The following is a 25,790-nucleotide window of genomic DNA, read 5'->3' as shown; positions in this document are numbered from 1 at the left end:
CTTTGACCGCCACTTCACATGACTGAGCACTTCATTGGCCTGATGTCGGGCACCTCACTCGATGGCGCCGATGGCGTCTTGGCCAGCATCGATGCACGCGGGCACATTCAGGTCAAAGCTCATGCTTTTGTGGCTTTTGATGCGTCTTTCAAAGCCACGTTGATGGCACTCAACCAAAGTGGCCCCGACGAACTGCACCTCAGCGCCTTGGCTGGTAACCAGATTGCACGCCACTATGCCGAAGTGGTTCATGACCTGCTGCAACAAAGCCGCATGTCAGCGCAAGGCATCACCGCCATCGGTGCACACGGGCAAACGGTGCGCCACCGCCCTCTGGCTTTTGATGGTGACGCAGCCAAACAGCAAGCCGCTGTGGGCTACACGCTCCAGTTGAACAACCCCTCCTTGCTCGCCGAACTCACAGGCATGGATGTGGTGGCCGATTTTCGCAACCGTGATTTGGCCGCTGGCGGTCAAGGTGCGCCTTTGGTGCCCGCCTTCCACCAGGGTGTGTTTGCACAGCCAGACGCTTGCGTGGCTGTGCTCAACATCGGCGGCATCTCCAACATCAGTGTGCTGCGGCCTGGCACTGTGGTGACCGGCTGGGACTGCGGTCCCGGCAACGCCTTGATGGACTTCTGGTGCGCCACCCACACAGGCCAGCCCTTTGACCGAAACGGCGACTGGGCCGCAACAGGCCAAGTCAACGCCACCCTGTTGGCAGCATTGCTGACCGAGCCCTTCCTTCAAGACGCGCCCCCCAAAAGCACGGGCCGCGACTTGTTCAACCCGGCTTGGCTGGCGCGACATGTCCAAAGTCGAGCCGACTTGTCAGCCGTGGACGTGCAGGCCACGCTGACCGAATACACCGCCTTGGCGTGCGCCCACGATGTACAGCGCCACGCCAGTGATGCGTCATCCTTGCTTGTTTGTGGGGGGGGCGCATTGAACGGCCACCTGATGGCGCGCCTGGCCCATCATTTGCCCCCATTGCAGGTGATCAGCAGCGAGGCGCGGGGCTTGCCGCCCTTGCAAGTCGAAGCGGCGGCTTTTGCCTGGCTGGCCTTCAAAACCATGCGGCGAGAAACCGCGAGCCTGCCAAGCGTCACGGGCGCCAGAGGCGCCCGTGTGTTGGGGGCCATTTACCCCCGCTGATGGCAAGCGAGCGCTGCTCGCCTACGCTTCAAATCAGGTCGAAAACGACGATCCGCAGCCGCAGGTGGAGGTGGCATTCGGGTTCTTGATCACAAACTGCGCACCTTGCAGGTCTTCCTTGTAATCAATTTCGGCCCCAATCAGGTACTGGTAGCTCATCGCATCGATCAACAGCGACACGCCGTTTTTGCTCATGGTCGTGTCGTCTTCGTTGGTGATTTCATCAAAAGTGAAACCGTACTGGAAGCCCGAACAGCCGCCACCTTGCACAAACACGCGCAGCTTCAGATCGGGGTTGCCTTCTTCGGCAATCAGGTCAGCCACTTTGGCGGCCGCGCTGTCGGTGAAGACAATCGGGGCAGGCATTTCGGTCTGGATATTTTCAGCAACAGCGCTCATGGTGTTTCTCCGGTTCAATGCCAAATAGTATAGCGCGCTGGTCGGGAATTACGGCCGCCGTCCGGCAGTAACGCTACTGGGCTTGTGGGCTTTTGACAGCCCAAGCCCCCATGAAAAAAGCCGCCACGGCGAACCGGTGCGGCTTTTTGACGAAGCAGGAAAGCGGATTAACGCTTGGAGAACTGCTTGCGGCGGCGGGCTGAGTGGAAGCCGACCTTTTTACGTTCGACTTCACGAGCGTCACGAGTGACAAAACCAGCTTGGCTCAGCACGGGCTTGAGCGTTGCGTCGTAGTCAATCAGGGCGCGGGTGATGCCGTGGCGCGATGCACCGGCTTGACCGGATTCACCACCACCGTGCACGTTGATCATGATGTCGAAAGTTTCGGCATGGTTGGTCAACATGAGGGGTTGCTTGGCGATCATGATCGAAGTCTCGCGGCCGAAGTAGGCTTGGATGTCCTTGCCATTGACCGTGATCTTGCCAGTGCCTTTTTTCAGAAACACGCGGGCGACGCTGGATTTGCGACGGCCTGTGCCATTGTTCCATTCACCAATCATCTCAAGGCTCCTTAGATGTCCAGCACTTTAGGCTGTTGGGCGGTGTGTGGGTGCTCAGCGCCACCATACACCTTGAGTTTCTTGATCATGGCGTAACCGAGTGGGCCCTTGGGCAACATGCCCTTGACAGCCTTCTCGAGTGCGCGGCCAGGGTGCTTGGCTTGCATGTCGCGGAAGTTGGTTGCAGTGATACCGCCGGGATAGCCCGAGTGACGGTAATACACTTTGTCGATGGTCTTGGTGCCAGTCACTTTGAGCTGGGCAGCATTGATGATGACGATGAAGTCACCGGTGTCGACGTGAGGCGTGTAAATGGCCTTGTGTTTGCCGCGCAAACGGAGAGCAACTTCGCTGGCTACTCGTCCGAGGACCTTGTCGGTCGCGTCAATCACAAACCACTCGTGCACGACCTCAGCGGGTTTGGCGCTGAAAGTTGTTGTCATGAGTTTTCTCTTTGAAGAAAGGTTTGTCGGGCCCTTTTCCACGGTCGGTGTTCCTCTGTTGGGAACCTCTTAGGTGGGAGATTGCTTTGACCTTGACAGGTCTGGGCGTCTTCGCCGCGGGGCCACAAAATCGCTGCGAAGCCTGCCATTATACGAAAAATCAAGGACTTGCGGGGCTTATTGGTTACCATCGGAGCATGTTCAGTTATCGACACGCTTTCCACGCCGGCAACCATGCGGATGTGCTCAAACACATCACCTTGCTGGCCACCATGCGCCACCTCATGCAAAAAGAGGCAGGCATCACCCTCATTGACACCCATGCCGGGGCCGGTTTGTACCGCCTGGACGGCGACTATTCCCAAAAAGGCGCCGAAGCAGAAGACGGGCTGTTCAAGCTGCTGGCTGCGGCAGAAAAGCTCGATGCCTTGCCTGACCCCGTGCAGGATTATCTGGAGCAGATCGCCAGCTTCAACCCCAATGGGCAAGCCAAAATTTACCCCGGCTCGCCCTTTTTGATGCACAAACTGATGCGCCACGCCTCACGCGACCGCCTGCGCCTGTTTGAGCTGCACCCCACCGACAGCAAATCGTTGACCTCCAACATAGCGCAGCTGGGTGCCGGTCGCACCATCACCGTCAGCCGCGAAGATGGCTTTGAAGCCCTCAAAAAGCTCCTGCCCCCACCCGCCTCGGCCACCGGCTCCAAACGGGCCATGGTGCTGATCGACCCCAGCTACGAAATCAAATCCGATTACGGCAAGGTTGCAAGCGTTATTCAGGAATACCTGAAACGCTTTTCTACCGGCACCTACCTGGTCTGGTACCCGATCATTCCGCGCCCGGAAGCCCACGATCTGCCACGCCGCCTGCGCACCCTGGCCAACCAGGCCCAAAAGCCCTGGCTCAACGCGACCTTGGCCATCGGTCGAGGCCCTGGCGACGAAGGTGGCCTGGTGGCCAGCGGTATGTTTGTCATCAACCCGCCCTTCACCCTGAAGGACCAGATCCGCAAAGCCCTGGATGTGGTCGGGCCCGCCTTGGCTCGCGGCACCGGCAAAAGCTGGCAGGTTGAGTCGTCCTGAACCCACGCCCCACAGATCAGGGAAAGTCCTGACTCTGACGCGTTTAAATTAACCGACCGATCGGTCGGTTAATTGATATACTGGCACCCGCGCCGCGATCATCCCATCCTGTTTGGCGCAGGAGAAGCCCATGTACACGCAATCTTTCAGCGTCCCGGACGGATCCGACGACGCCAAGTCGGCCGGTCTGAAAGCCGTTCCCAAAGCCCTGAGTGCGCAAGATGCCGCCCTGCAGGCCCAATTTGACGCCCGCATCGATGCCGATGGCCGCATCGAACCGCGCGAGTGGATGCCAGAGGCCTACCGCAAGACCCTGGTGCGCCAGATCAGCCAACATGCCCACAGCGAAATCGTCGGCATGCTGCCCGAAGGCAACTGGATCAGCCGCGCCCCCAGCCTCAAACGCAAAGCGATTTTGATCGCCAAAGTGCAAGACGAAGGCGGCCATGGCCTGTACCTGTACAGCGCCGCAGAAACCCTGGGCACCAGCCGTGACCAGATGCTGGACGCGCTGCACACCGGCAAGGCCAAATACAGCTCCATCTTCAATTACCCCACGCTCAACTGGGCCGATGTGGGCGTGGTCGGCTGGCTGGTCGATGGCGCAGCCATCATGAACCAGGTGCCGCTGTGCCGCTGCTCTTACGGCCCTTATGCCCGCGCCATGGTGCGCGTGTGCAAGGAAGAAAGCTTCCACCAGCGCCAGGGCTACGAAGCACTGCTGGTCATGATGCAAGGCACGGCCGAACAAAAAGCCATGGTGCAAGACGCCGTCAACCGCTGGTGGTGGAAGTGCCTGGCCATGTTTGGCCCGCCAGACGCCGACAGCCCCAACAGCGCGCAAGGCATGCGCTGGGGCATCAAGCGCATCAGCAACGACGACCTGCGCCAGAAGTTTGTAGACGCCACCGTGCCGCAAGCCAAGGTGCTGGGCGTGACCCTGCCCGACCCCGACCTCAAGTGGAACGAAGCACGCCAGGCCCACGACTACGGCCAGATCGACTGGGACGAGTTCTGGGCCACCGTGAACGGCAACGGCCCCTGCAACAAGGAGCGCCTGGGTGCCCGTGTCAAGGCCTGGAACGACGGAGCCTGGGTGCGCGAAGCGGCCCTGGCCCACGCCCAAAAACAACAAGCGCGTCAAATGAAGGAAGCAGCATGAGCACCCCCGCCAATACCGCCGCATTGAAAGAATGGCCTCTGTGGGAGGTTTTTGTCCGCAGCAAGCAAGGCCTGGAACACAAGCATTGCGGCAGCCTGCACGCATCAGACTCCGAGCACGCCCTGCAAATGGCGCGTGATGTATACACCCGCCGCCAGGAAGGCGTGAGCATCTGGGTCGTGCCCTCGGCCAGCATCTCGGCCAGTGAGCCGAATGACAAGCCAGAGTTCTTCGATCCGGCCAGCGACAAGGTGTACCGCCACCCGACGTTTTACGTGATCCCCGACGAAGTCGGACACATGTGAGCGCCACCATGAACGCCCCTGTTGATTACCTGCTGCACCTCGCAGACAACGCGCTGATCCTCGGTCAGCGCAACGCCGAATGGTGTGGCCACGGCCCCATCCTCGAAGAAGACATCGCACTGTCCAACAACAGCCTGGACCTGATCGGTCAGGCCCGCATGCTGTACCAACGTGCGGCCGAACTGCAAGGCGGCACAGCCACCGAAGACACGCTCGCGTACTTTCGCGATGTGCCCGACTTCAAAAACTACACCCTGTGCGAACTGCCCCACATGCCGCTCATGTCGGCCACCGCCCAAGGTGACCGCGACTTTGCCATCACCATCGTTCGCAACTTTTTGTACAGCAGCCTGATGGTGCTGGTCTGGGACCAATTGCAAACCTCCAAAGACACGCAATTGGCCGCCATTGCCGCCAAGTCGCTCAAGGAAGTGCGCTACCACCTGCGCCATTCGCGTGACTGGCTGGTGCGCATGGGCGACGGCACCGAAGCGTCGCACGCCAAGGCGCAAGCGGCGCTGGACCAACTGCTGCCCTATTGCCAAGAGTTCTGGAGCACCAGCCCGCAAGAGCAGGCCGCACAGGCCAATGGCACCGGCATCGACATGGCTGCACTGCAATCCGACTGGAATCAGATCGTGGACGAAGCGTTGAAGGAAGCCACACTCCAGCGCCCAGCCGACGGCGGCTTTGTGCCCACCGGCAAACAAGGCATCCACTCCGAGCACTTGGGCTTTGTGCTGGCAGAAATGCAAAGCTTGGCCCGTGCGCACCCCGAAGCGACCTGGTAATTCACACCCATGGCCTTGACTGCTGCGCCCACCTCTTCGCTGAGCCACACCACCGATGTGGCCCGTGCGTGGAGCCTGCTCGACGCACTGACCGACCCGGAAATCCCGGTCGTCACGCTGCGCGAGCTGGGCATCCTGCGCGATGTGCGTGCAAGCGCCACGGGGCTCGAAGTGGTCATCACGCCCACCTACAGCGGCTGCCCCGCCATGGGCCAGATCGAAGACGACGTGAAAGCCCTGCTGCAAGCCCACGGGCTGCAAGGCCGCGTGGTCACGCAGCTGGCCCCGGCCTGGACCACCGACTGGATGAGCGAAGCCGCCAAGGACAAACTGCGCGCTTATGGCATCGCCCCGCCGCACGCCTGCGCCAGCGAAAAATCGGGCTCGGCCAACGTGGTGCAGTTTGCAGCGCGCAGCGCCAAACCCGAGGTGGTGCACTGCCCGCAATGCGGCTCGGCCAACACCACCGAAACCTCCCACTTCGGCTCCACCGCATGCAAAGCCCTTTACCGGTGCCTGGCCTGCATGGAACCCTTCGATTACTTCAAACCTTACTGAGCTGCCTTGCCGCAGTGAAGCACCATGTCCGCACTCCGCTTTCATGACCTCCAAGTTGCACGCATCACACCCGAAGCGGCAGGCGCCGTCGCCATTGCGCTGACAGTTCCCTCCGACCTGCGCAGCAGCTTTGACTTTCAGCCCGGCCAATTCCTGACCTTGCGCGCCAGCATCCATGGCAACGATGTGCGCCGCAGCTACTCCATCAGCTCGGCCCGCAGCCAACTGCAAAAACAAGGCGTGCTCGAAGTGGGCATCCGGCCTGTCGAAGGTGGTGTGTTTTCCAACTGGGCTGCGACACAACTCCAAGCAGGTGACACCCTGCGCGTGATGCCGCCTGACGGTCGCTTTGTGGTGCAACGGCCACGTGCCATTCACCGGGTGGGCTTTGCGGCAGGCTCGGGCATCACGCCCATCCTGTCCATCTTGTCGAGCACGCTCGAAGAGCAGCCTGAATCCAAATTCACCCTGGTCTACGGAAACCGCCGCATGGACAGCGTCATGTTCAACGAGGCGCTGCAAGACCTGAAAGACCGCTACCCCGATCGCCTGACGCTGATACACGTCCTGTCGCGCCAAGCGCAAGAAGTGCCTTTGCTGGAAGGCCGCATTGACGCCGCCAAAGTGCAAGCCATCATCGACGCATTTTTGCCCGTGGGTAGCATGGACGAAGTCTTCATCTGCGGCCCCGAGGCCATGATCGAAGAAACCGAGAAGACATTGCTCGGTGCAGGCGTCAAGGCCGAGCGCATCCGCACCGAGCGCTTCAGCTCACCCACGCTCGACGCACTCAGCCCCGAGCAACGCAGCCAAGCCGTGCTGGGTCACCCGGCCACACGCGGTGCCGGCGAGGTGCAACTGACGGTGGTGCTGGACGGCAAGCCCTACGACATGCCGATGAACAAAAACGAGAAGATCCTCGACATCGCCCTGTCGCTGGGCCTGGACCTGCCCTATTCGTGCAAAGCAGGCGTTTGCTGCACCTGCCGCTGCAAAGTGGTGGAAGGCACGACCGAGATGGAGAAAAACTTCACCCTTGAAAAGCCCGAAGTCGAGCAGGGCTTCATCCTGTCCTGCCAGGCCCGCCCCACCAGCAACCGCGTGGTGGTGAGCTTCGACGAACGCTGACCAGCCTCCGGACTGCCCCAGTAAAAACGCCCTGCAGTGCAGGGCGTTTTGCTTTGAACCACGGCAGGTCAGAAGCGATAACCGAGACCCACCCCCACCAAAACGGGGTCGAGCTTCAAAGTGCCCTGATTGGCCGTGCCGACGAACACATCGGAACGGATGTAAACCTTCTTGAGGTCAAAGTTCAGGGACCAGTTTTTGTCCAAAGGGATGTCCATGCCCACTTGCAAAGCGCCGCCCCAACTGTGGTCGTCCAAGGTCGCACCGCCATTGAGCAAATTGACGCTGGTGATCTTGGTGTAATTCACACCCGCACCGACATACGGCTTGTAACCATTCAGACCGGTGAAATGGTATTGCAACAGCAAACTGGGCGGCAGATGCTTGAACGTGCCAATCGATGCGCCGCCCAAGGACACGGTTTGCTTTTGTGGCACGGTCAACACCAGTTCAGCCGCCAAGTTCGGGGTGAAGAAATAACTGACATCCACTTCAGGAATGGTCTTGTTGTTGACCGACAAACCCAAGCCCGTGCCGTCTTTGTTGGCCATGTCCAGATGCACAGCGCGTGCGCGCACCACCCAAGGGCCTTCGCCTGAAGCCTGCGCCATGGCGGCAGTGACAGAACAAGCAGCCAACACGGCTGCAACGATGGTTTGTTTTTTCATTTTGATTTTCCTTATGAACGAAGAGCTTTGTGCTCAAGTTCATTGGATGCTCAAAATACCACCGCTCATTTGAGGTTCATCAAACGCAACGGTGCCAGACCCGCGCATCTTGTCAAAGCTTGCGTCACATCAAGCCAACCCGTCGGGCCAATCCGCTGTGTGCGCTTCACAACCGACGCAAAATATCCGTCGTGGCAGCACTCTGGTTCATCGTGTAGAAGTGCAAAGCAGGCACCCCGCCGTTGATGAGCTGCTCACACAAGTCGGCCACCACATCGAGACCAAAGGCCTTGATGGACGCGATGTCATCGCCATAGCCTTGCAAACGCAAACGGATCCAACGCGGAATCTCTGCACCGCAAGCGTCCGAAAAGCGCAACAACTGCGAAGAGCTGGTGATGGGCATGATGCCGGGCACCACCGGCACATCGACACCCAATTTGTAGGCATCGTCCACAAAGCGGAAATACGCGTCGCTGTTGTAGAAGTATTGCGTGATGGCCGAATTGGCTCCGGCCTTCACTTTGGTGGCAAAGGCCTGCAAATCGGATTCGGGCGATTTGGCTTGTGGGTGAATTTCGGGGTAAGCCGCCACTTCGATGTGGAAATCGTCACCGGTTTCGGAGCGAATGAACGCCACCAGATCGCTGGCGTAATGGAACTCGCCACCCGCGCCATAGCCGCTGGGCAGGTCACCCCGCAAAGCCACCAAACGCTTGACGCCCATCGCTTTGAGCGTGGCCAGCTCTTCGCGCACAGAGGCTTTGGTCGCGCCAATGCACGAGAAGTGCGATGCTGCGCTCACGCCCTCGGCCAGGATCTCACCCACTGTGGCAAAAGTGCCCTCTTGCGTCGAACCGCCGGCACCGTAGGTCACTGAGCAGAACTCGGGCTTCAAGCCATACAGCGCTTGACGCACACCGCGCAGCTTCTCTGCGCCTTCGGGCGTTTTGGGCGGAAAAAATTCCAGGCTGATCGGCAGCTTCAAACCAGACATCACTTCACCTTCAAAAATTCAATAGTCGTTGGCCTTGGCATACGCCTTGGCGGCCAGATCGGCCTCTTGTGCCACGCGTGTGGCCTCGCGCGCGGGCAACACGGCAGCGGGGTCAGGCCAGCAGGCCTGCACAAAAAATTCACGGTTGCCGTCACCGCCCTCGATCGGACTGTCCAGCCACGCCGTCACCTGCATGCCCAACTCGGTCAGAGCCGTGCGCACACGGTTCTCGATGAAGGGGTAATGGGTATCGTCTTTCACGATACCGCCCTTGCCCACCTGACCGGGTTGCAATTCAAACTGGGGTTTCACCAGCATCAGCAACTGCCCCGTGGGTTTGAGCAAATGCACCACGCCCGGCAGCACAAGGGTGAGCGAGATGAAGGACACATCGCCCACCATCAAGTCAAACCCTTCCAAGGCTTCGGGAATGCGCTCATCCCCCGGCTCCAGCTCGCGGGCGTTCACGCCTTCGATGCACACCACGCGCTCGTCCTCGCGGATGCGCGGGTGCACCTGGGCATGCCCCACGTCCACACCCACCACCTGCGCAGCACCTTGCTGCAGCAAGCAGTCTGTGAAACCACCGGTGCTTTGGCCCACATCGAGGCACCGCAATCCATCCACCTTCACGCCCGTGGCCTTCAAGGCCCCTTCGAGCTTGAGGCCACCACGCGAGACATAGCGCGACTCGGCGTCGTCGAGCAACTGCAAAGCAGCGCTCTCGGGCACCTCGTCGCGGTTTTTCACCACCGCACGCCAACTTCCGTCGGGCAGCTGCCACTGCACGCCCCCGGCGATCAGGCGCTGAGCCTGTGAGCGGGAAGCGGCCAGGCCGCGTTCGACGAGAAGTTGATCAATGCGCATGCGGTGAATTTCAGTAACGGTAGGAGTTGGCTTTGTAAGGGCCGTTTTTGGACACGCCGATGTAAGCGGCTTGCTCGTCGGTGAGTTCGGACAGCATCGCGCCTACCTTTTTCAGGTGCAAACGCGCGACTTTTTCGTCCAGGTGCTTGGGCAACACATAGACCTTGCCGGACTCGTATTGGTCTTGCTTGGTGAACAGCTCAATCTGGGCGATGGTCTGGTTGGCGAACGAAGACGACATCACAAAGCTGGGGTGGCCGGTGGCGCAACCCAGGTTCACCAGACGGCCTTTGGCCAACAGGGTGATCTTCTTGCCATCGGGGAAGATGACATGGTCGACTTGCGGCTTGATCTCGTCCCACTGCAGTTTTTCGAGCGAAGCGACATCGATCTCATTGTCGAAGTGACCGATGTTGCAAACAATGGCTTCGTCTTTCATGGCGGCCATGTGCTCGTAGCGGATCACGTTCTTGTTGCCGGTGGCCGACACGAAGATGTCGCACTTGTCGGCAGCGTATTCCATGGTCACGACTTTGTAACCTTCCATCGCAGCTTGCAGTGCGTTGATCGGGTCGATCTCGGTCACCCACACCTGGGCACTCAAAGCGCGCAAGGCTTGGGCCGAGCCCTTGCCCACGTCGCCGTAACCGGCCACGCAAGCCACTTTGCCCGCGATCATCACATCGGTGGCGCGCTTGATCGAATCGACCAAGGATTCGCGGCAGCCGTACAGGTTGTCAAACTTGCTCTTGGTCACCGAGTCGTTCACGTTGATGGCGCGGAACATCAGGCTGCCCTTGGCGGCCATCTCGTTCAGGCGCAGCACGCCGGTGGTGGTTTCTTCGGTCACGCCGATGATGTGCGCGCCCTTGCGGCTGTACCAGGTCGGGTCCACGGCCAGCTTGGCCTTGATGGCGTTGAACAGGCAGGTCTCTTCTTCGCTGGTGGGGTTGGCGATCAGGCTGGCGTCTTTTTCGGCGCGCTTGCCCAGGTGCATCAGCAGCGTGGCATCGCCGCCGTCGTCCAGGATCATGTTGGGGCCTTCGCCTTCGGTGCCTGCTGCGCCAAAGTCAAAGATGCGGTGGGTGTAGTCCCAGTAATCGGCCAAAGTTTCGCCCTTGATGGCGAACACGGGGGTACCGGCTGCGGCAATCGCGGCGGCGGCGTGGTCCTGGGTTGAGAAGATGTTGCAAGAAGCCCAGCGCACGTTGGCACCCAGGGCTTGCAGTGTCTCGATCAGCACGGCCGTCTGAATGGTCATGTGCAGCGAACCGGTGATGCGTGCGCCCTTCAGAGGCTGGGCCTTGGAAAATTCTTCGCGGATGGCCATCAGGCCGGGCATTTCGGTTTCGGCGATCTTGATCTCTTTGCGGCCCCAATCGGCCAGGCCGATGTCGGCGATCACGCAATCGGCGTTGATGGCAGTGTTCAAACGTGCATTCATTTTTCAGCTCCAAAGCAAATGTGAATAAGCCACACGCGTGGATGAAGGCACTGAATGGGAAAAACAGGCTCACCGCACGTCGAGTGGATGAGCGTCGTTGCTGTATGAAGGTTCCGAGCCTCACGCCCCGCTGCCGACTTTTGAACAAGTCAGGGGGCGCTGCAACGCTCCTCGGAAGGCCGCATTCTACCGCAGCTGACGCCAAGCCATGCACGTCACAGCGAATGGCAGCCCTGTTTGCCGTCGATTCCGCTAGACTGAGCCGGTTTGCAGCTTCCCAGCCCCTCACCCATGTCAGACCTGATGCTTCACCTCCCCGATTACTGGCATTTGTGGGCCGTTGCGGCCGTGATTGGACTCATTGCCCTGAATTACGGCACCCAATTTGTCAGCCCCGCGCTTCGGCTCAAAACCAGTCTGTCTCAGGTCAATGCCCATTTGGCAGCGCTGTCGCAGCAAGCACCCGGCACCCACATCGATCTGGCCCAGTTGAAAGACGAGGTGATGACATCGCCCGCCTTGCAACACGCCTGGCAGCAATATGCCAGCACGCTGCAGGCGCAATGGCAAGCGGCCGATGCCGGTCCACTCGGGGCGGCCCGGCAGCGGGTGGGACACTTGTCCCGGGCATTTTTCGCCCACATGGACGTGGCCTCCAACGGCCACCGTCTCGACCTCTCCAACCTGGAACAACTGGCGCAAAACGACCCCAGCCTGGGCAAGCTCTGGACCGAATACAACCAGGCGCTGGAGGCGCTGCAGCAACTGGAGGTGTCGACGCAAAACACCACCGGCCAATGGCAAGCCAACAGCCATGCCGAAAACTACTTCACCGAGCAAGCCCTGGTGGACTCGCCACTGCAATCGAACTTCTACAAACACATCCCCGGCATCCTGACGGGCGTGGGCATCATTGGCACCTTCACAGGCCTGATTGCCGGGCTCATCAGCTTTGACGTCTCCGACCCGGAGCGGGTGCAGGCCGAACTGAGCCAACTGGTACAAACCGTGGGCCACGCCTTTTTGGTCTCGGCCCTGGCCATCACCTTGGCGATGGTGTTCACCTGGATCGAGAAATCGGTGCTGACAGGGCGTTACCGGCAGGTCGAGGAACTCCAGCAATGGCTCGACACCCTGTTCAACCCGCAAGGGGGTGTGCAGTACATGGCGCGCCTGACCTTGGCGGCCGAGATGCAAGCCGCGCTGTCCTTCAAAATCCTGAGTCAACTGCGCGAATCGCCCACGCACACCCCAACACGTTCGGCCCCATGATCGGCTCCAGAAAAGCGCCCACCCGCAAGCGCAGTGACGAGGCAGAAAAACCCTTCTGGATTTCGTTTTCAGATTTGATGACCGCCCTCATGGTGCTGTTTTTGGTGGCCATGGCGGTCGCCTTGATGAACGTCACGCAGGGCTTGCGCAAGATGGACGAGAACCGCATGACGCGTGACCAAGCCATCTCCAGCTGCCTGAGTCATGTGCAGCAACTCACCCAGCAAGCCGAATACGCGGGCGTGAAACTGCGGGGTCAGACCCTGGAATGGGGTGCCTTGGCAGAATTCAAAAAAGACAGCAACGAGCTGGAACCCCAACGCATGGCTTTTTTGCGCAGCTTCGTGCCGCAAATGCTCCGAGTGGCCCACACGCCTGGCTGCCAGGATTGGCTCAAGCGCTTCGTGCTCGAAGGCTATGCCAGCCCTGAAGGCTCTTATTTGTACAACCTCAACCTGAGCTTGGAACGCTCCCAACGCGTGCTGTGCGTGCTACTTGATGCCAAGGCACCCGGAGCCCCCAGCCTCGAAGACCGCAAAGCGATCCGGGAAATGTTCTTCGTGGGCGGCTCCTCGTTCAACTCGGCCATCCTGAACCAGCCCGAAAAAAGCCGCCGCGTCGAACTGCGGCTGGAATTCAAGGACCTGCGCCCCCAATGCGCCGCCCACACGCCCGGCTGCGAAGCCGAAGAGGCGCGCCCCATCCCCTGGGACGACGACTTCAAATGCCCGGTGGCCTCACGCTGAGCGCCCGGTCGATCGGCTGACCGTTCTGCCACCGATGGCCCGACAGGGACTTGCCGCCCTGCTGGCCCGGTAAAATCACGCTTTTGCCAGCCTGCACAGGGCTTGGCCACCACGGGGGCTGTTTGGCCACCCGCACGATCTTCAGGACCCCTTGTGACCTACGCCCACGAAACCCGGCGCCGCCGGACTTTTGCCATCATTTCCCACCCCGACGCGGGTAAAACCACGCTGACCGAAAAGCTGCTGCTGTTCTCGGGTGCGATCCAGATCGCTGGCTCGGTCAAGGCCCGTAAAGCCTCGCGCCACGCCACCTCAGACTGGATGGAAATTGAAAAGCAGCGCGGCATCTCGGTGGCCTCGTCGGTCATGCAAATGCTGTACCGCGACCACGTCATCAACCTGCTCGACACCCCCGGCCACAAAGACTTCTCTGAAGACACTTACCGCGTGCTCACCGCCGTGGACTCGGCGCTCATGGTGATTGACGCGGCCAACGGTGTGGAAGCGCAAACCCGCCGCCTGATCGAGGTTTGCCGTCAGCGCGACACGCCCATCATCACGTTTGTGAACAAGATGGACCGTGAAGTGCGCGACCCGCTCGACATCCTCGACGAAGTCGAGCGCGAGCTGGGCATGCCCTGCGTGCCCATGACCTGGCCCGTGGGCCAAGGCAAGAGCTTCGGCGGCATCATCAACCTGCGCACGCAGGCCATGACCGTGTTCGACTCTGGCTCTGAACGCCTGCCGCAAGACTTTGAAACCATTCCCCTGACCGAGCAAGCCCAACTGGCCGAGCGCTTTGGCCTGGAATGGCAAACCGCGATGGACAGCATGGAGTTGGCCACTGGCGCATCGCCCGCCTTTGACGAAGCGGCCTTCTTGGCGGGCAAACAAACGCCCGTGTTCTTCGGCTCCGGCGTGAACAACTTCGGTGTGATGGAAGTGCTCGACGCCCTGGTCGACCTGGCCCCCGCGCCCAAGCCCCGCACCAGCAACTTGCTGGTCAACAAACAGCCTGTGGTCAAAGAGATCCAGCCCGAAGACAGCGCGTTTTCAGGCGTGGTGTTCAAGGTGCAAGCCAATATGGACGCCAACCACCGCGACCGCATCGCCTTTGTGCGCATGGCGTCTGGCAAATACACCCCGGGCATGAAGCTCAAGGTGCAACGCACCGCCAAAGAACTGCGCCCCACCAGCGTGGTCACTTTCCTCAGCCAGCGCCGCGAAGCGGTCGACGAAGCCTATGCGGGCGACATCATTGGCTTCACCACCCACGGCGGCGTGCAGCTGGGTGACACCATCACCGACGGCGCGAATCTGCAATTCACCGGCCTGCCCTTCTTCGCGCCCGAACTCTTCATGACCGTGATCCTGAAGAACCCGCTGCGCACCAAGCAGCTGCAAACCGGCCTCGACCAACTCGGTGAAGAAGGCGCGATTCAGGTCTTCAAACCCGAAATCGGCGGCCCCATGCTGCTGGGTGCGGTGGGTCAGCTGCAGTTCGAAGTGGTGCAGCACCGCCTGAAGGCCGAATACGACTGCGACGTGCGCCTGGAAGGCTGCCAGTACACCGGCGCCCGCTGGATCACCGCCGATACCCCGGCCGAGCTGCGCGAGTTCACCAACGCCTACCCCCAGCGCATGTCGCTGGATGCGGCAGGCACGCTGGCCTACTTGTGCACCAGTCCTTATGACGTGCGCCTGGCGCAAGAGCGCTTTCCCAAGATCCACTTCCACCCGCTGCGCGAGCACGCGGGCTTGGCGCTGGGCTCGGCGGGTTGATGACTTAGTTGGGGTCAGATTCCAATTAAACCGAGCCAACGTTCACCGATGCGCCCCCTCTCCAGCTGGCTGGTCCCACGCCCCATCGTCGGCGTCTTCACCGACATCGACGACACGCTGACGACCGAAGGGGCCATCACGCCCGATGCCTTGCAAGCCTTGGCCGATCTGAAGGCGTCAGGCCTACAGGTGGTGCCGATCACCGGCAGGCCGGTGGGCTGGAGCGAGCCGTTTGCAGCCAGCTGGCCGGTCGACGCCATCGTGGCCGAAAACGGCGCGGTGGGCCTGCAACACTCGGTAACACAAGGCCTGCGCAAGCGCTACCAGCAAGACACCGCCACACGCACCGCCAACTTCGCCCGCATGCAGCAGGTGCTGGCGCACATCGAGCAAGTTGTACCTGGTGCGTACCGCTCACAAGACAGCGCAGGCCGCGAAACCGACATCGCCATCGACCACAGCGAATTCACCCATTTACCCCCAACGGCCATCGACGAGGTCGTGCGCCTCATGCAGGCCGAAGGCATGACCGCCACCGTCAGCAGCATCCACATCAATGGCTGGTTTGGCGAGCACAGCAAACTCACCGGTGCCCGCTGGATCGTGCGCGAGTTGTATGGGCGCGATCTCGATGCAGAAATGAACCGCTGGGTTTATGTGGGAGACTCCACCAACGACCAAGTGATGTTTGAGCACTTCCCACACAGTGTGGGCGTGGCCAACATCCGACGCTTCGAAGCGCAACTCACGCACCCGCCTCGCTACATCACCCCCAGTGAACGCGGCGCAGGTTTCGCCGAACTGACCCGGCATCTGCTGGCGGGCATCCCCTGCCGCTGATGACAAAATCCTTCGCGGCAAGCTGCGAGGCACACACAAACTCTGACTGGACACGCGCATGAACGCCCCCACCTTTTTGACCTGGTCTGAAAAAGACACCCCGCGCTCGGCCCTGTGGCGCTCAGACCAAGTGTTGCCCAAAAGCGTGGTGCTGGCCGACGACACCATGACGGCCGACACGGCCTACCGGCTGGCCTGCGCGGGCACCGGTTTGCTGTGGCGCAGCGACTTTCAGAATGCCCGGCAAATGCTGCAAGCGCTAACACGGCGCATCGACAAGCCCAAAAAAGTCCGCGTCAAAAAACAAGACCCGGATGCACCTGTGATCGCCGGTGCGGCCTTCCACACCCACCGCCAGGCGCAAGCCCAGCGCACGCGCATTCTGAGCCAGGTCTTGATTGAACTGAATGGCGACTACGGCATTGACCTGCGCCGCGCACCCGACGCCAAGCAAGCCTGCATGCAAGCCTTTGGCCCAGCCAACGGACAGCCCTCGGTCATATCGCTCCGCAGTTTGCAAGGGGTCATTGGCTCCTTTGAGTGGCGCAAAAACGGCGTCGAGGTTCCCGACATGGGCGAGGCCTTGCGCATTTATCCACACTACGGCGTGTTCTCGCCCGTGCGCGGCGAATATGTCGAGTTGGTGGCCAATGCGCCCTTGCCCGAAGCATTTCGTGCCAACCCCATGGCTTTTGACATCGGCGTGGGCACAGGCGTGTTGACCGCCGTGATGGCGCGACGCGGTGCCACCCACGTGGTCGGCACCGACATGTCAGAGCGCGCTTTGGCTTGCGCTTTGGACAACCTGCAACGCCTGGGCCTGCAAAACCAGGTGACCTTGCAACACACCCACTTGTTCCCGGAAGGCCAAGCGGCCGTGGTGGTCTGCAACCCACCTTGGCTGCCCGCACGCCCGACCACACTGCTGGAACAAGCCGTTTACGACGAAGGCAGCCAAATGCTCAAGGGCTTTTTGGCCGGTTTGCCCGCGCACCTGTGCGCAGGCGGCGAAGGCTGGCTGATCTTGTCTGACTTGGCCGAACACCTGGGTCTGCGCACACGCGAAGCGCTGCTGGGCTGGATCGCGGATGCGGGCTTGGAAGTCGCAGGCCGCATGGATGTGAAACCCGTGCACGCCAAAGCCCAAGACACCACCGACCCGCTGCATGCAGCGCGGTCGGCAGAAGTCACCTCGCTGTGGCGCTTGTGCGTGGCCAACTGACGGCCCCCTGATAAGGACGGCCCCTGTGGGAGCGAGCCCCTGCTCGCGAAAGGTTGAACCACCACTGGCACTCAACGCCAGCTTCAGCGCAAAACCACTGTTCGGCCGCAGGGGCTGCCTCCCACAAAATCTGCCATCAAACCCTGGCCAAGACAGGCCCCAGCGCCACACCGGTGTGCGTGCCCAAGCGCACCAGCGCTTCAGGCGTCATAGCGGCGACGATGCGGCCACCCGCGTTACCGCCTTCCGGCCCCAGGTCAATCACCCAGTCGGCTTCGGCGATCACGTCCAGGTCGTGTTCGATCACGATCACGCTGTGCCCAGCGTTGACCAATCGGTGCAGCACGTTGATGAGCTTGTCCACATCGGCCATGTGCAGACCCACCGTGGGCTCGTCCAGCACATACAAAGTGTGCGGTGCCTTGTTGCCGCGCTTACCCACTTCGTCGCGCACCTTGGTCAGCTCAGTCACCAATTTGATCCGCTGAGCCTCCCCACCGCTGAGCGTGGGTGAGGGCTGCCCCAGCGTGAGGTAGCCCAAGCCCACGTCCTTGAGCAATTGCAAAGGGTGCGCAATGCTCGGCATGCTTCGAGCAGGTGTGCCGCCGACGTGCACGCCACTTGCCGATTTGCCTTGCGATAAGGCGGTTTCGGCCACGGCCATCAGGCAGCTTCTGGATTCGTTGAAAACAATGCGATAGCTTTGCTTGTTCATGCGGTCAGACGCTCAGGGCTTGGGTGATTCATGACCAGGTTGAGCGCTGAATCGGAATTTTTAGCCCATCTAAAAGTCAGTGATTTTGCCTTGCTTCATTTGCAATTATTTTGCGCCGTTCTGTGCTTTGTGGTGTTGCTTGTCTTGGGCCTGATGCCAAGGCCAACACCGCCCACCTTCGTGCGTCGCCCCAAAGCCTGCATCCCCAGCGTTACTCCCTTGCACCGCCGCAAACCAGACTGGCTGCGCCGTGAGGTCTTGCGTCTCAAAGCCCATATGCCCTGTGCTGGTTGCCGTGCAGTAGCCCGCACCTTCAACCGCCTGCATCCGGGTCTGAGCGTAGGCAAAACCTTTGTCGCCGAGTTGATCGCCAGCCACCAGCACGAGGTTGCCGGACTGCGCCGCCAAATTCGAGCAACCAAGCCCCGCACCGTGAATGTGAACCACACCTGGGCCATGGACATGACATTCTTCACCGACACCCAGCACACCACCCATGCCGCCATCGGCATCATCGACCACGGCAGCCGCCTGGCCCTGCGCTTGCACACCCTCACGCACCGCTGCAGCTGGTCCATGTTGGGGCACCTGTGTCTGGCCATTGCCCAACACGGTAAACCCCGGCGCTTGCGCACCGACAACGAGGCAGTCTTCAACAGCTGGGTGTTCAACACCCTCCTCAAGCTGGCGGGCATCAAGCACCAGACCACGCAAAAGCATGCCCCTTGGCAAAACGGCAGGATCGAGCGTTTGTTTGGCACGCTCAAGCCTTTGCTCAGGCAGCTCGCCATCCCCAGCGGCGCAGCGCTGCAAGCGGCACTGGATGAGTTTCGGGTTTTCTACAACCACGCGAGGCCCCACCAAAACCTGCACGGGCTCACACCGGCTGAGCACTTTGCGGGGCTCAGGCCTGCTGACATTCGACAGATGCCGATCAAGCAAACCACCGAAGTGCACGCCTTGGCCGGGCTGATGCGTGGTTACTGGATCAGGAGGTAGTGCAGTCAAAGCAGACACGTTAAAACACCTCAAGCGCCACTGTCCGCACAGGGCAGGGGGGCAGCCTGCGCAGGTGCCAGCATTTGCGTAAAAAGCAGGCACAGCGCAACACCAACAAGCCCAACCACGCCATCAAAAACCAGCCCAAAGAGGCTGAGGTTTGAAAAAATGGGGCTTGAATTCCAACAGGGAAAGTGTTGCGGACACTCGGACATGACACTGGATTTGCCCGCCAATGTTGTTGATGTCTTGCTCGGCCAGCAGCGCCACGGCTGCGCCGCTGACGTTGCCGCCCAAGTTTTTGATGTTGTTGGCGTTGATTTGCACCAGGTTGCGTCCGGCGATGGTGCCGCTGTTGGTGGCGTCTGCGCTCAAGTTGAGCTGCACGTCACGTCCTGCAAGCAAGGCGCCTGTGCCTATAGTCTGGTCGTAGCGATGCGAACTGTTTTGGTGCTGCATCTGCTACTCATATCTTGCGCAGTGTCTCCGCACTGGGCACGTATTCGGGGGGCTTGCGTAGTTGGCGGGGAAGGCGACGTTCTTTGTAATATTCCGACGCCCAGAATTCTTCATGCGTCATTCCACCCTGAAGTAAATGAGCAAGTTCATAGAACGGTTTTGTAAATTCTGGAAATGCCAACTCATCATTAAATACTTTCGCCCCACTCAAATAAAATGGTTCTTCCAGATGTTTATTGATGCACAGGTCTAGAAGAGGATTAAGCCCCTCCAATTGATCATCGATAAATTTTCTAAAATATGCGATTTCACGATTCGTGGATGTTTGCATCGCGTTACGGAGCTCTAATGCACAGCAGGCCAACGCATCGTGATCGAGTTTGAACGGCGTTGACATTACTTACCTCCAATCTTGATATTGGTAAGTTTAGGTTCAGTCCACAAGCTACGATCAGGCACCAAGGTTTGCGTAGCATTGCCAACTGCAGCAGGACCCACTTTGTTAGTGGCCGTAGCGACATCCGATTGGTAAACCGTAGGGGTAGTACTGGGTTGAGGTTGGATCTCGTACACCTTGAAACCCGAACTCTGGCTGCTGGAAGGTAGACCTAATAAGTCATTGGCAAGAGATGGGTTTTTTTGGATGCGCTGTAACTGCGTGCCGTCGACAAAGTATGGTGATGCGCCACTTGGAGAGTTGGGGTTTTCATTTGCGACCAACTTATACAACTTCGTCTCCTGGGTGGCTTGCATCGGAACAGGGACCGAACGACCTGAGTTGATGAGCTCAGCAGCTTGACCTGCCGCCCCCGCCCCAAACGTAGCCTCCAAATCCTTGGTCATCTGGTTTTTGATGCTGGCAGGCACTTGGTCTGTGCTCAGTCCATGCGTTTGGAAGTTCTCGTTGCTGGTGTGCTTTGGCGGTACATACGTTAAGTCTGCTGCTGCACCGCTTGCCTTGTTTAAAGAGGCGTTCGCAGTTTGCGCTTCATCAGCCAAGGCGTTGATTTTTGCAGACTGTGCCAGCTGCGCCCCTGACTTAGTCTCTTGCACCGCCTTGTTGATGTTACCTCCGCTGCCTCCGGGCATGACCAATGCCCCGGCGATTTCGTTGCCGCTGGTTGCGGCGGTGAGTGCTTGATACGCATTTTGATATTGCGGATTGCCCGTTTGCTGGTACATCAACGCCAACGTGTCTTTGCCTAGGTTGGCAACCTGGCGCATGCTGTTGTCGGCTTCGTTGATTTGCAGTTGCAGGTTCGCCCTTTGCGTCGGGTCTGTGGTGCTGCGCAGTTGCGTTTCTAGACCACGCTTGTACTGTGCCAGTCCGCTCATGTCTGCAGACAGTTGCTCCATGGTCTTGAGGTTGGTGCTTTCGCTGCTTTGCAGCACCTTTTCTTCGACGCGGCTGTTAGCGGCTTGACTCACTTTGTCCCAGGTACTGGTGGTTTCTTTTTTGCAGACGTCTGTTTTGCATGCGGCCAGTTGCTGTTGTTTGCTTTGCAATTGAGCGTGTGTGAGGTAGTTATTTGCCGTCGCATTGAATGCAGTGGCCGCACCTGCCGAACCGCCTGTGGCGGAGCCCACGACGGTGCCTGCTGCTAAGACCAAGGCTTGTTTGAGTTCCGTGGGCAGGTTGGTGTCTTTGAGGGCTTGACCAACTTGGTCAATGACCGCTTGACTGGTAGCCGCCCCGACTGCGCCACTGGCTCCGCCGGTGAGCCCACCGACGATTGCGTGCAAAGCTACACGGTTCGTGCCGCCTTCTTTCCACGCGTCTATGCCTGCTTGGTCTTTTGCCGCAACTGCTTTGTCGTATTGCGTCTTGGCGTAGTCCCCCACCACTTTTGAGGCCTGCTTGCCAAACTCGCTGGTGATCGCCACTTGCGCATTCACTTCGGCTTTGACTTTGTCTTTGTTGAAGACTTGCCCGATGCCGGTTTCTTTGTCTCCGGTTCGGGCTGCCGTGTTGCCTGCTATGCCGCTGATGCCTGCTGTGCTGGTGCTGGCCGCATTGCCGCTGTCGCTGCCAAACCCAACTCCGCTCATGCCTGCGCTGGCGTTCTTGCCGGGTAAGGCCCCTGCGCCCAGACCGACACTCACACTCTTGGCTTCGTAGCTGGCTTTGTTTTGCAGGTCGGTGGTGGTGAGCGTGCCGCCGGTTTGGAAGCTGTTCTTGTTGTTGTCCTTGTTGTTGTCGATGGCCGCTTGCGTGCTGGTGATCTGCCCGCCCGTCAAGGTGGTGTTGCCTTTGACTTCGACTTGGAAGCCGCCGTCTCCCGCCCTGATCGCGCTTTGCTCATTGACGCTGGTGTAAGTGCTGTTGATGCTGCTCTTGGCCAGGTTGATGCTGCCACTGACACCTGCGCCCACCATGATGGAGCCGCCTGCGCTTTTGCTGCTCTCTTTGTATTGGTTGGTGTCTTGCAGGCTTTGGATGGTGAGGTTGCCGCCCACTTGGGCTGTCACTTGGTTGGCTTTGACCACTGCGCCTTTGAGCGTGGTGTCACCGCCCGATTCGATGTTCACCGTATTGCCCGCCATTTGCGTGTTGGTGTAAGTGACACCGTTGCCCGCGCCTTGGCCCGTGGCTTTGCTGGCACTGGCCGTAAAGCCCATACCGCCGCCGCCTGCCCCCAGTTGGATGGCTACGCCCACGCTGGCGCTCTTGCTTTGGTTGCTGCTGCTCTCGGTGGTGGTGTTTTGTGCGGCCAGCAGGTTCACTTGGTTGTCTGCTTGCAGGCGGGTGGTTTGCCCGGCTTGAATGCTGGAGCCTTGCACCGTGAGGTTGCTGGCCTGTCCATCGCCTGTGGCTTGGATGGTGACGTTGCCCCCTGCGTTGATGCTGGAGCCCCGGGCGTTGTCTGCGCTGGAACTTTGTTTAGATTGGCTGCTGCTCGATCCCACGCTGAGGCTGATGCCAATGCCTCCGGCTTTGTCTGCGGCGTTGGCGTTTTTCATCTCCGGGGTGCCGTCTGGGTTCTTGTTGCCCGTGGGCACTTGGCCGTTGGCATCGCCTTGTCCGGCCTTGAGCGCGTCTGCGCCTTGCTTGAGGTTCATGGCTGCGTTGGCCCCAGCCAGTGCTTGCATGCGGCCACTGCTGGTGTTGCCTGCGGCTTGCAACTGGCTGCTGGCCGTTTGCAGGGCTGAGACCACAGGGCTGGTGATGGCGACCGTCAGGCCGCTTTGCTTGAACTTTTGTTCTGTGCTTTGGCTGCACCTACGCTTGCTGCGCCTTGCACCAGAACACCCACCGCCACTGCTGCGGGCATGTTCACCCACCGCCATCAGGCAACCTCGAGATCGATTGAAGATTAGTCGATGAGTTTGGGGGTTCATGTCTGCTCGTCCTTCTTCACCGACTTGTCAGCATCCTCTTGTGATTTGTAGCTCTCCTTGGCTTTGCGCCAGCCTATGGGGTCTTTGGTGAAAGGAGGAGGCAAGTCCAATGCATGCGCTCTTCCGCTAAAACCACCAACCGCCGCAATTGCTAGGCCAAGACACAAGCCGAGAAATTTTCCCAACTTCCAAGGAACAAATTCAACAGATAAATACACTACAAAAAAACCACTGACAACAAAAAAGGCAACACCAAACAAGGTGAATTTGCCTCCAGATATAAAAATATTTTTCATTGTGTTTTCCCGCCGAATCGTTCGTTAATCCAATCTTGAATAGAACGAGCGCTACCGGAGTTTTTCCACATTTCAATCAATTCGTTCGTAATCGGAGTGACCGCCTTGCTGCCAGGAATTCGCTCAACCGCTGTTTGAACAATTGTTCCTGCAGTATTCGTTGTTGTTACACCCAAATCCGGCCTAGCCACTTGCTCTATTACATCAGCCGCCACACCGATGACTGTTGCCCCTACGGCTACTGAGCCTGTCAACGGTTTAATTTGTGGCGAGGCTGCGCCTGTTGCAGCTGTAGCAGCTGCGCCAATCACTCCCGCCTGTCGGCTCACATCGCTTGCCGCGTCAGCAATCGTCTCTCTCGCTTGCTGTGTCAATGGTGCGTTTTGCTGAACGCCAACCCCCGATTTACCTGCCACATCATTGTTTGCCACAGCCGCAGTGGGTGCGTTCACTTTCACATCCGTGGTCAGTTTGGGTCCGTTCAACGCCGCATTGCTGTTGATGTATGGGCTTTGTCCGGGGATATAGTCCGCGCCTTGTGTGGTGTTGCTGATGATCCAATTTTGCAATTCTGGGTTGGCTTTACCTGGCACTTCCACCACCACGTTGCCCTGTGCAATCTTGGGCATGCTCGGATCGTTGTTGAGGCTGTTGACAATGGCATCTGTGTTGGTCAGCACCGTGGTGGTGTTTGATAGTTCAGCAGTGGCGGTGTTGCCCATCAGGCGCATTTGCTCTTCAATCTCTGACTGCTTGTACTTGCCCCCGCTCTTAGCTGCCAGTTCTTTGGCCTTTTGCACTTCTGTCGAATGCAACTGCCGGTTGTTCATGTCCGCATTGAATGCCGTCGCCCCACCTGCGGTTGATCCGCCACTGGCCGCTGCGCCCACCGCTGCTGCCGCGCCGCCACCGGCCAGGCCAGCGATCACGTTCGCTGCGCTGTCGTTCATGCCCGCGTCTTTGAGGGCCGCTTTGAGTTGGCCTTGCAGTGGGTCTATGCCCGGCGCTGCTGCGCTGGCTGCTCCTGCACCCACTGCGCCCTGCACTCCGCCCGTGAGCCCGCCCACCACCGCGTGCAAGGCTATTCGGTTTGTGCCACCTTCTTCCCACTTGGCCGCTTCGGCCTGCAAAGCAGCTTTCTTGGTGGGGTCGGTTTCTGTGTCGGCTTGTTTTTTCAGGTCTTTGAGCTGACTGCCCGCGTAGTCCCCCACCACTTTTGAGGCCTGCTTGCCAAACTCGCTGGTGATCGCCACTTGCGCGTTCACTTCGGCTTTGACCTTGTCTTTATTGAAGACTTGCCCGATGCCGGTTTCTTTGTCGCCCGTTCGGGCTTGCGTGTTGCCTGCTATGCCGCTGATGCCTGCTGTCGTTGTGCTGCTTGCGTTGCCGCTGTCGCTGCCAAAGCCCACCCCGCTCATGCCTGCGCTGGCGCTCTTGCCGGGCAAGGCCCCTGCGCCCAGACCCACACTCACGCTCTTGGCCTCGTAGCTGGCTTTGTTTTGCAGGTCGGTGGTGGTGAGCGTGCCGCCGGTTTGGAAGCTGTTCTTGTTGTTGTCCTTGTTGTTATCGATAGCCGCTTGCGTGCTGGTGATCTGTGCGCCCGTCAAGGTGGTGTTGCCTTTGACTTCGACTTGGAAGCCGCCGTCTCCCGCCCTGATCGCGCTTTGCTCATTGACGCTGGTGTACGTGCTGTTGATGCTGCTCTTGGCCACGTTGATGCTGCCACTGACACCAGCGCCCACCATGATGGAGCCGCCTGCGCTTTTGCTGCTTTCTTTGTATTGGTTTTGATCCTGCAGGCTTTGGATGCTTAGGTTGCCACCGACGTCTGCGGTGACTTGGTTTGCCTTGACCACAGCGCCCTTGAGCGTGGTGTCACCGCCCGATTCGATGTTCACCGTGTTGCCCGCCACTTGCGTGTTGGTATAAGTGACGCCGTTGCCCGCGCCTTGGCCTGTGGCTTTGCTGGCACTGGCCGTGAAGCCGATACCACCTCCACCGTTGCCCAACTGCGCTGCCACGCCCACGCTGCCGCTCTTGCTTTGGTTGCTGCTGCTCTCGCTGGTGGTGTTTTGCGCGGCCAGCAAGTTCACTTGGTTGTCGGCTTGCAGGCGGGTTGTGCCTGCGGCTTGGACGCTGCTGCCTTGCACCGTGAGGTTGCTGTTTTGTCCAGCGCCAGGGGCTTGGATGGTGATGTTGCCCCCTGCGTTGATGCTGGAGCCCCGGGCGTTGTCTGCGCTGCTGCTTTGTTTGGACTGGCTGCTGCTAGAGCCCACGCTGAGGCTGATGCCAATGCCTCCAGCCTTGTCTGCGGCGTTGCCTTGTTTGGTTTCTGGTGTGCCGTCTGGGTTCTTGTTGCCCGTGGGCACTTGGCCTTTGGCATCACCTTGTCCTGCCTTGACCGCGTCGACCGCTTGTTTGAGGATCATCGCCGCGTTGGCCCCGGCCAGGGCTTGCATGCGGCCACTGCTGGTGTTGCCTGCGGCTTGCAGCTGGCTTTGCACGGTCCAATGAATCGAGTTCTTGGCGGTGATTCTGAAAAATCAGGGGTAGAGACA

At 59.6% G+C, this 25,790-nt stretch carries 25 protein-coding genes, 2 pseudogenes and 1 riboswitch; of the genes and pseudogenes, 13 read left to right on the top strand and 14 right to left on the bottom strand.

Going from position 1 to position 25,790, the window contains the following annotated elements:
- Positions 1-18: 18 nt before the first annotated feature.
- Positions 19-1,155: an anhydro-N-acetylmuramic acid kinase gene (locus B9Z33_RS05675; RefSeq protein ID WP_108285943.1), complete on the top strand. Its 1,137-nt coding sequence runs from the start codon at positions 19-21 to the stop codon at positions 1,153-1,155.
- Between the two features lie 33 nt (positions 1,156-1,188).
- Here B9Z33_RS05675 and erpA read toward each other — a convergent pair whose 3' ends face one another.
- From erpA to rplM, 3 genes are all read right to left on the bottom strand, one after another.
- Positions 1,189-1,554: an iron-sulfur cluster insertion protein ErpA gene (gene erpA, locus B9Z33_RS05670; RefSeq protein ID WP_090137811.1), complete on the bottom strand. Its 366-nt coding sequence runs from the start codon at positions 1,552-1,554 to the stop codon at positions 1,189-1,191.
- A gap of 167 nt (positions 1,555-1,721) precedes the next feature.
- Positions 1,722-2,114: a 30S ribosomal protein S9 gene (gene rpsI / locus B9Z33_RS05665; RefSeq protein ID WP_108285942.1), complete on the bottom strand. Its 393-nt coding sequence runs from the start codon at positions 2,112-2,114 to the stop codon at positions 1,722-1,724.
- A gap of 11 nt (positions 2,115-2,125) precedes the next feature.
- A complete protein-coding gene (gene rplM / locus B9Z33_RS05660; protein ID WP_089953382.1) occupies positions 2,126-2,557 on the bottom strand; it encodes a 50S ribosomal protein L13 in 432 nt (143 codons plus the stop codon).
- A gap of 197 nt (positions 2,558-2,754) precedes the next feature.
- On the opposite strand from rplM, the gene B9Z33_RS05655 reads away from it, so the two are divergent.
- The 6 genes from B9Z33_RS05655 (at position 2,755) to B9Z33_RS05630 (ending at position 7,586) form a co-directional block, all read left to right on the top strand.
- Positions 2,755-3,642 (top strand): 23S rRNA (adenine(2030)-N(6))-methyltransferase RlmJ, encoded by an 888-nt coding sequence (locus tag B9Z33_RS05655; RefSeq protein ID WP_108285941.1) that lies wholly within the window; start codon positions 2,755-2,757, stop codon positions 3,640-3,642.
- A 130-nt stretch (positions 3,643-3,772) separates the two neighbouring features.
- Positions 3,773-4,804 (top strand): 1,2-phenylacetyl-CoA epoxidase subunit PaaA, encoded by a 1,032-nt coding sequence (gene paaA, locus B9Z33_RS05650; protein ID WP_108285940.1) that lies wholly within the window; start codon positions 3,773-3,775, stop codon positions 4,802-4,804.
- On the top strand, positions 4,801-5,109 hold the full coding sequence (paaB, locus tag B9Z33_RS05645; protein ID WP_108285939.1) for a 1,2-phenylacetyl-CoA epoxidase subunit PaaB: 309 nt from the start codon (positions 4,801-4,803) through the stop codon (positions 5,107-5,109). The genes paaA and paaB overlap by 4 nt, the downstream gene beginning before the upstream one ends.
- A gap of 8 nt (positions 5,110-5,117) precedes the next feature.
- Positions 5,118-5,900 carry a 1,2-phenylacetyl-CoA epoxidase subunit PaaC gene (gene paaC, locus B9Z33_RS05640; RefSeq protein WP_108286185.1) on the top strand — a complete coding sequence of 261 codons (783 nt, stop codon included), beginning with the start codon at positions 5,118-5,120 and terminating at the stop codon, positions 5,898-5,900.
- 9 nt (positions 5,901-5,909) lie between these two features.
- Positions 5,910-6,458, top strand: a complete 549-nt coding sequence (gene paaD, locus B9Z33_RS05635) for a 1,2-phenylacetyl-CoA epoxidase subunit PaaD (protein ID WP_108285938.1) — start codon at positions 5,910-5,912, stop codon at positions 6,456-6,458.
- Positions 6,459-6,482: 24 nt separating this feature from the next.
- Positions 6,483-7,586, top strand: coding sequence for a 2Fe-2S iron-sulfur cluster-binding protein (locus B9Z33_RS05630; RefSeq protein ID WP_108285937.1), 1,104 nt, complete (start codon positions 6,483-6,485; stop codon positions 7,584-7,586).
- Positions 7,587-7,654: 68 nt separating this feature from the next.
- On the opposite strand, the gene B9Z33_RS05625 is transcribed toward B9Z33_RS05630, so the two are convergent.
- The 4 genes from B9Z33_RS05625 to ahcY all read right to left on the bottom strand — a co-directional run bounded on the left by B9Z33_RS05625 (position 7,655) and on the right by ahcY (position 11,562).
- Complete coding sequence (locus B9Z33_RS05625) at positions 7,655-8,254, bottom strand: OmpW family protein (protein ID WP_108285936.1); 600 nt, start codon at positions 8,252-8,254, stop codon at positions 7,655-7,657.
- 166 nt (positions 8,255-8,420) lie between these two features.
- A complete protein-coding gene (gene metF / locus B9Z33_RS05620) occupies positions 8,421-9,251 on the bottom strand; it encodes a methylenetetrahydrofolate reductase [NAD(P)H] (protein ID WP_108285935.1) in 831 nt (276 codons plus the stop codon).
- 18 nt (positions 9,252-9,269) lie between these two features.
- Positions 9,270-10,118, bottom strand: a complete 849-nt coding sequence (locus tag B9Z33_RS05615; RefSeq protein ID WP_108285934.1) for a TlyA family RNA methyltransferase — start codon at positions 10,116-10,118, stop codon at positions 9,270-9,272.
- Between the two features lie 10 nt (positions 10,119-10,128).
- Positions 10,129-11,562, bottom strand: a complete 1,434-nt coding sequence (gene ahcY, locus B9Z33_RS05610; protein WP_108285933.1) for an adenosylhomocysteinase — start codon at positions 11,560-11,562, stop codon at positions 10,129-10,131.
- A gap of 82 nt (positions 11,563-11,644) precedes the next feature.
- A riboswitch (S-adenosyl-L-homocysteine riboswitch) is annotated at positions 11,645-11,741 on the bottom strand.
- A 112-nt stretch (positions 11,742-11,853) separates the two neighbouring features.
- Between ahcY and B9Z33_RS05605 the strand changes: the two genes are divergently transcribed.
- The 5 genes from B9Z33_RS05605 to B9Z33_RS05585 all read left to right on the top strand — a co-directional run bounded on the left by B9Z33_RS05605 (position 11,854) and on the right by B9Z33_RS05585 (position 17,424).
- Positions 11,854-12,834, top strand: a complete 981-nt coding sequence (locus B9Z33_RS05605; protein ID WP_108285932.1) for a hypothetical protein — start codon at positions 11,854-11,856, stop codon at positions 12,832-12,834.
- Positions 12,831-13,580 (top strand): flagellar motor protein MotB, encoded by a 750-nt coding sequence (locus tag B9Z33_RS05600; protein WP_108285931.1) that lies wholly within the window; start codon positions 12,831-12,833, stop codon positions 13,578-13,580. Before B9Z33_RS05605 ends, B9Z33_RS05600 begins: the two co-directional genes overlap by 4 nt.
- 153 nt (positions 13,581-13,733) lie before the next feature.
- Complete coding sequence (locus B9Z33_RS05595) at positions 13,734-15,362, top strand: peptide chain release factor 3 (protein ID WP_108285930.1); 1,629 nt, start codon at positions 13,734-13,736, stop codon at positions 15,360-15,362.
- A gap of 48 nt (positions 15,363-15,410) precedes the next feature.
- The gene (locus B9Z33_RS05590) at positions 15,411-16,202 is read left to right on the top strand and encodes an HAD-IIB family hydrolase (RefSeq protein WP_108285929.1); all 792 of its coding nucleotides are present in this window, start codon (positions 15,411-15,413) and stop codon (positions 16,200-16,202) included.
- 58 nt (positions 16,203-16,260) lie between these two features.
- A complete protein-coding gene (locus B9Z33_RS05585) occupies positions 16,261-17,424 on the top strand; it encodes a class I SAM-dependent methyltransferase (protein WP_108285928.1) in 1,164 nt (387 codons plus the stop codon).
- A 136-nt stretch (positions 17,425-17,560) separates the two neighbouring features.
- Here the strand turns inward: B9Z33_RS05585 and B9Z33_RS05580 are convergent.
- Positions 17,561-18,013: pseudogene (locus B9Z33_RS05580) on the bottom strand (hypothetical protein); the annotation flags it as partial.
- Between the two features lie 9 nt (positions 18,014-18,022).
- Positions 18,023-18,139 (bottom strand): annotated as a pseudogene (locus tag B9Z33_RS15785) (ESPR domain-containing protein); the annotation flags it as partial.
- Positions 18,140-18,319: 180 nt separating this feature from the next.
- Between B9Z33_RS15785 and B9Z33_RS05575 the strand changes: the two are divergent.
- Positions 18,320-19,138: an integrase core domain-containing protein gene (locus tag B9Z33_RS05575; RefSeq protein WP_158270177.1), complete on the top strand. Its 819-nt coding sequence runs from the start codon at positions 18,320-18,322 to the stop codon at positions 19,136-19,138.
- 132 nt (positions 19,139-19,270) lie between these two features.
- On the opposite strand, the gene B9Z33_RS05570 is transcribed toward B9Z33_RS05575, so the two are convergent.
- Genes B9Z33_RS05570 through B9Z33_RS05560 form a run of 5 tightly spaced genes read right to left on the bottom strand, consistent with a single transcriptional unit; the run spans position 19,271 to position 25,736 of the window.
- The gene (locus tag B9Z33_RS05570) at positions 19,271-19,597 is read right to left on the bottom strand and encodes a hypothetical protein (protein ID WP_108285925.1); all 327 of its coding nucleotides are present in this window, start codon (positions 19,595-19,597) and stop codon (positions 19,271-19,273) included.
- Positions 19,598-19,604: 7 nt separating this feature from the next.
- Positions 19,605-19,994 (bottom strand): hypothetical protein, encoded by a 390-nt coding sequence (locus B9Z33_RS15405; RefSeq protein ID WP_146183826.1) that lies wholly within the window; start codon positions 19,992-19,994, stop codon positions 19,605-19,607.
- Positions 19,994-22,936, bottom strand: a complete 2,943-nt coding sequence (locus tag B9Z33_RS05565; RefSeq protein WP_108286184.1) for a hemagglutinin repeat-containing protein — start codon at positions 22,934-22,936, stop codon at positions 19,994-19,996. Before B9Z33_RS05565 ends, B9Z33_RS15405 begins: the two co-directional genes overlap by 1 nt.
- On the bottom strand, positions 22,933-23,232 hold the full coding sequence (locus B9Z33_RS15400) for a hypothetical protein (protein ID WP_146183825.1): 300 nt from the start codon (positions 23,230-23,232) through the stop codon (positions 22,933-22,935). Before B9Z33_RS15400 ends, B9Z33_RS05565 begins: the two co-directional genes overlap by 4 nt.
- A complete protein-coding gene (locus tag B9Z33_RS05560) occupies positions 23,229-25,736 on the bottom strand; it encodes a hemagglutinin repeat-containing protein (RefSeq protein ID WP_108285924.1) in 2,508 nt (835 codons plus the stop codon). The genes B9Z33_RS15400 and B9Z33_RS05560 overlap by 4 nt, the downstream gene beginning before the upstream one ends.
- Positions 25,737-25,790: the final 54 nt, after the last annotated feature.

The organism is Limnohabitans sp. T6-20, from assembly GCF_003063505.1.
GTDB lineage: Bacteria > Pseudomonadota > Gammaproteobacteria > Burkholderiales > Burkholderiaceae_C > Limnohabitans_A.
Note: the sequence above shows the minus strand (reverse complement) of the source record. Positions and strands in the feature narration are given on the sequence as shown.

What these genes read in the sequence shown, in the direction of transcription:
- B9Z33_RS05570 (WP_108285925.1), bottom strand. Translation starts at nt 19,597, where the DNA reads ATGCAGCACCAAAACAGTTCGCATCGCTACGACCAGACTATAGGCACA.
- paaA (WP_108285940.1), top strand. Translation starts at nt 3,773, where the DNA reads ATGTACACGCAATCTTTCAGCGTCCCGGACGGATCCGACGACGCCAAG.
- B9Z33_RS05675 (WP_108285943.1), top strand. Translation starts at nt 19, where the DNA reads ATGACTGAGCACTTCATTGGCCTGATGTCGGGCACCTCACTCGATGGC.
- B9Z33_RS05600 (WP_108285931.1), top strand. Translation starts at nt 12,831, where the DNA reads ATGATCGGCTCCAGAAAAGCGCCCACCCGCAAGCGCAGTGACGAGGCA.
- paaD (WP_108285938.1), top strand. Translation starts at nt 5,910, where the DNA reads ATGGCCTTGACTGCTGCGCCCACCTCTTCGCTGAGCCACACCACCGAT.
- rplM (WP_089953382.1), bottom strand. Translation starts at nt 2,557, where the DNA reads ATGACAACAACTTTCAGCGCCAAACCCGCTGAGGTCGTGCACGAGTGG.
- B9Z33_RS15400 (WP_146183825.1), bottom strand. Translation starts at nt 23,232, where the DNA reads ATGAAAAATATTTTTATATCTGGAGGCAAATTCACCTTGTTTGGTGTT.
- rpsI (WP_108285942.1), bottom strand. Translation starts at nt 2,114, where the DNA reads ATGATTGGTGAATGGAACAATGGCACAGGCCGTCGCAAATCCAGCGTC.
- B9Z33_RS15405 (WP_146183826.1), bottom strand. Translation starts at nt 19,994, where the DNA reads ATGTCAACGCCGTTCAAACTCGATCACGATGCGTTGGCCTGCTGTGCA.
- B9Z33_RS05585 (WP_108285928.1), top strand. Translation starts at nt 16,261, where the DNA reads ATGAACGCCCCCACCTTTTTGACCTGGTCTGAAAAAGACACCCCGCGC.
- erpA (WP_090137811.1), bottom strand. Translation starts at nt 1,554, where the DNA reads ATGAGCGCTGTTGCTGAAAATATCCAGACCGAAATGCCTGCCCCGATT.
- B9Z33_RS05630 (WP_108285937.1), top strand. Translation starts at nt 6,483, where the DNA reads ATGTCCGCACTCCGCTTTCATGACCTCCAAGTTGCACGCATCACACCC.
- B9Z33_RS05565 (WP_108286184.1), bottom strand. Translation starts at nt 22,936, where the DNA reads ATGAACCCCCAAACTCATCGACTAATCTTCAATCGATCTCGAGGTTGC.
- metF (WP_108285935.1), bottom strand. Translation starts at nt 9,251, where the DNA reads ATGTCTGGTTTGAAGCTGCCGATCAGCCTGGAATTTTTTCCGCCCAAA.
- B9Z33_RS05605 (WP_108285932.1), top strand. Translation starts at nt 11,854, where the DNA reads ATGTCAGACCTGATGCTTCACCTCCCCGATTACTGGCATTTGTGGGCC.
- B9Z33_RS05655 (WP_108285941.1), top strand. Translation starts at nt 2,755, where the DNA reads ATGTTCAGTTATCGACACGCTTTCCACGCCGGCAACCATGCGGATGTG.
- B9Z33_RS05590 (WP_108285929.1), top strand. Translation starts at nt 15,411, where the DNA reads ATGCGCCCCCTCTCCAGCTGGCTGGTCCCACGCCCCATCGTCGGCGTC.
- B9Z33_RS05625 (WP_108285936.1), bottom strand. Translation starts at nt 8,254, where the DNA reads ATGAAAAAACAAACCATCGTTGCAGCCGTGTTGGCTGCTTGTTCTGTC.
- ahcY (WP_108285933.1), bottom strand. Translation starts at nt 11,562, where the DNA reads ATGAATGCACGTTTGAACACTGCCATCAACGCCGATTGCGTGATCGCC.
- B9Z33_RS05615 (WP_108285934.1), bottom strand. Translation starts at nt 10,118, where the DNA reads ATGCGCATTGATCAACTTCTCGTCGAACGCGGCCTGGCCGCTTCCCGC.
- paaB (WP_108285939.1), top strand. Translation starts at nt 4,801, where the DNA reads ATGAGCACCCCCGCCAATACCGCCGCATTGAAAGAATGGCCTCTGTGG.
- paaC (WP_108286185.1), top strand. Translation starts at nt 5,118, where the DNA reads ATGAACGCCCCTGTTGATTACCTGCTGCACCTCGCAGACAACGCGCTG.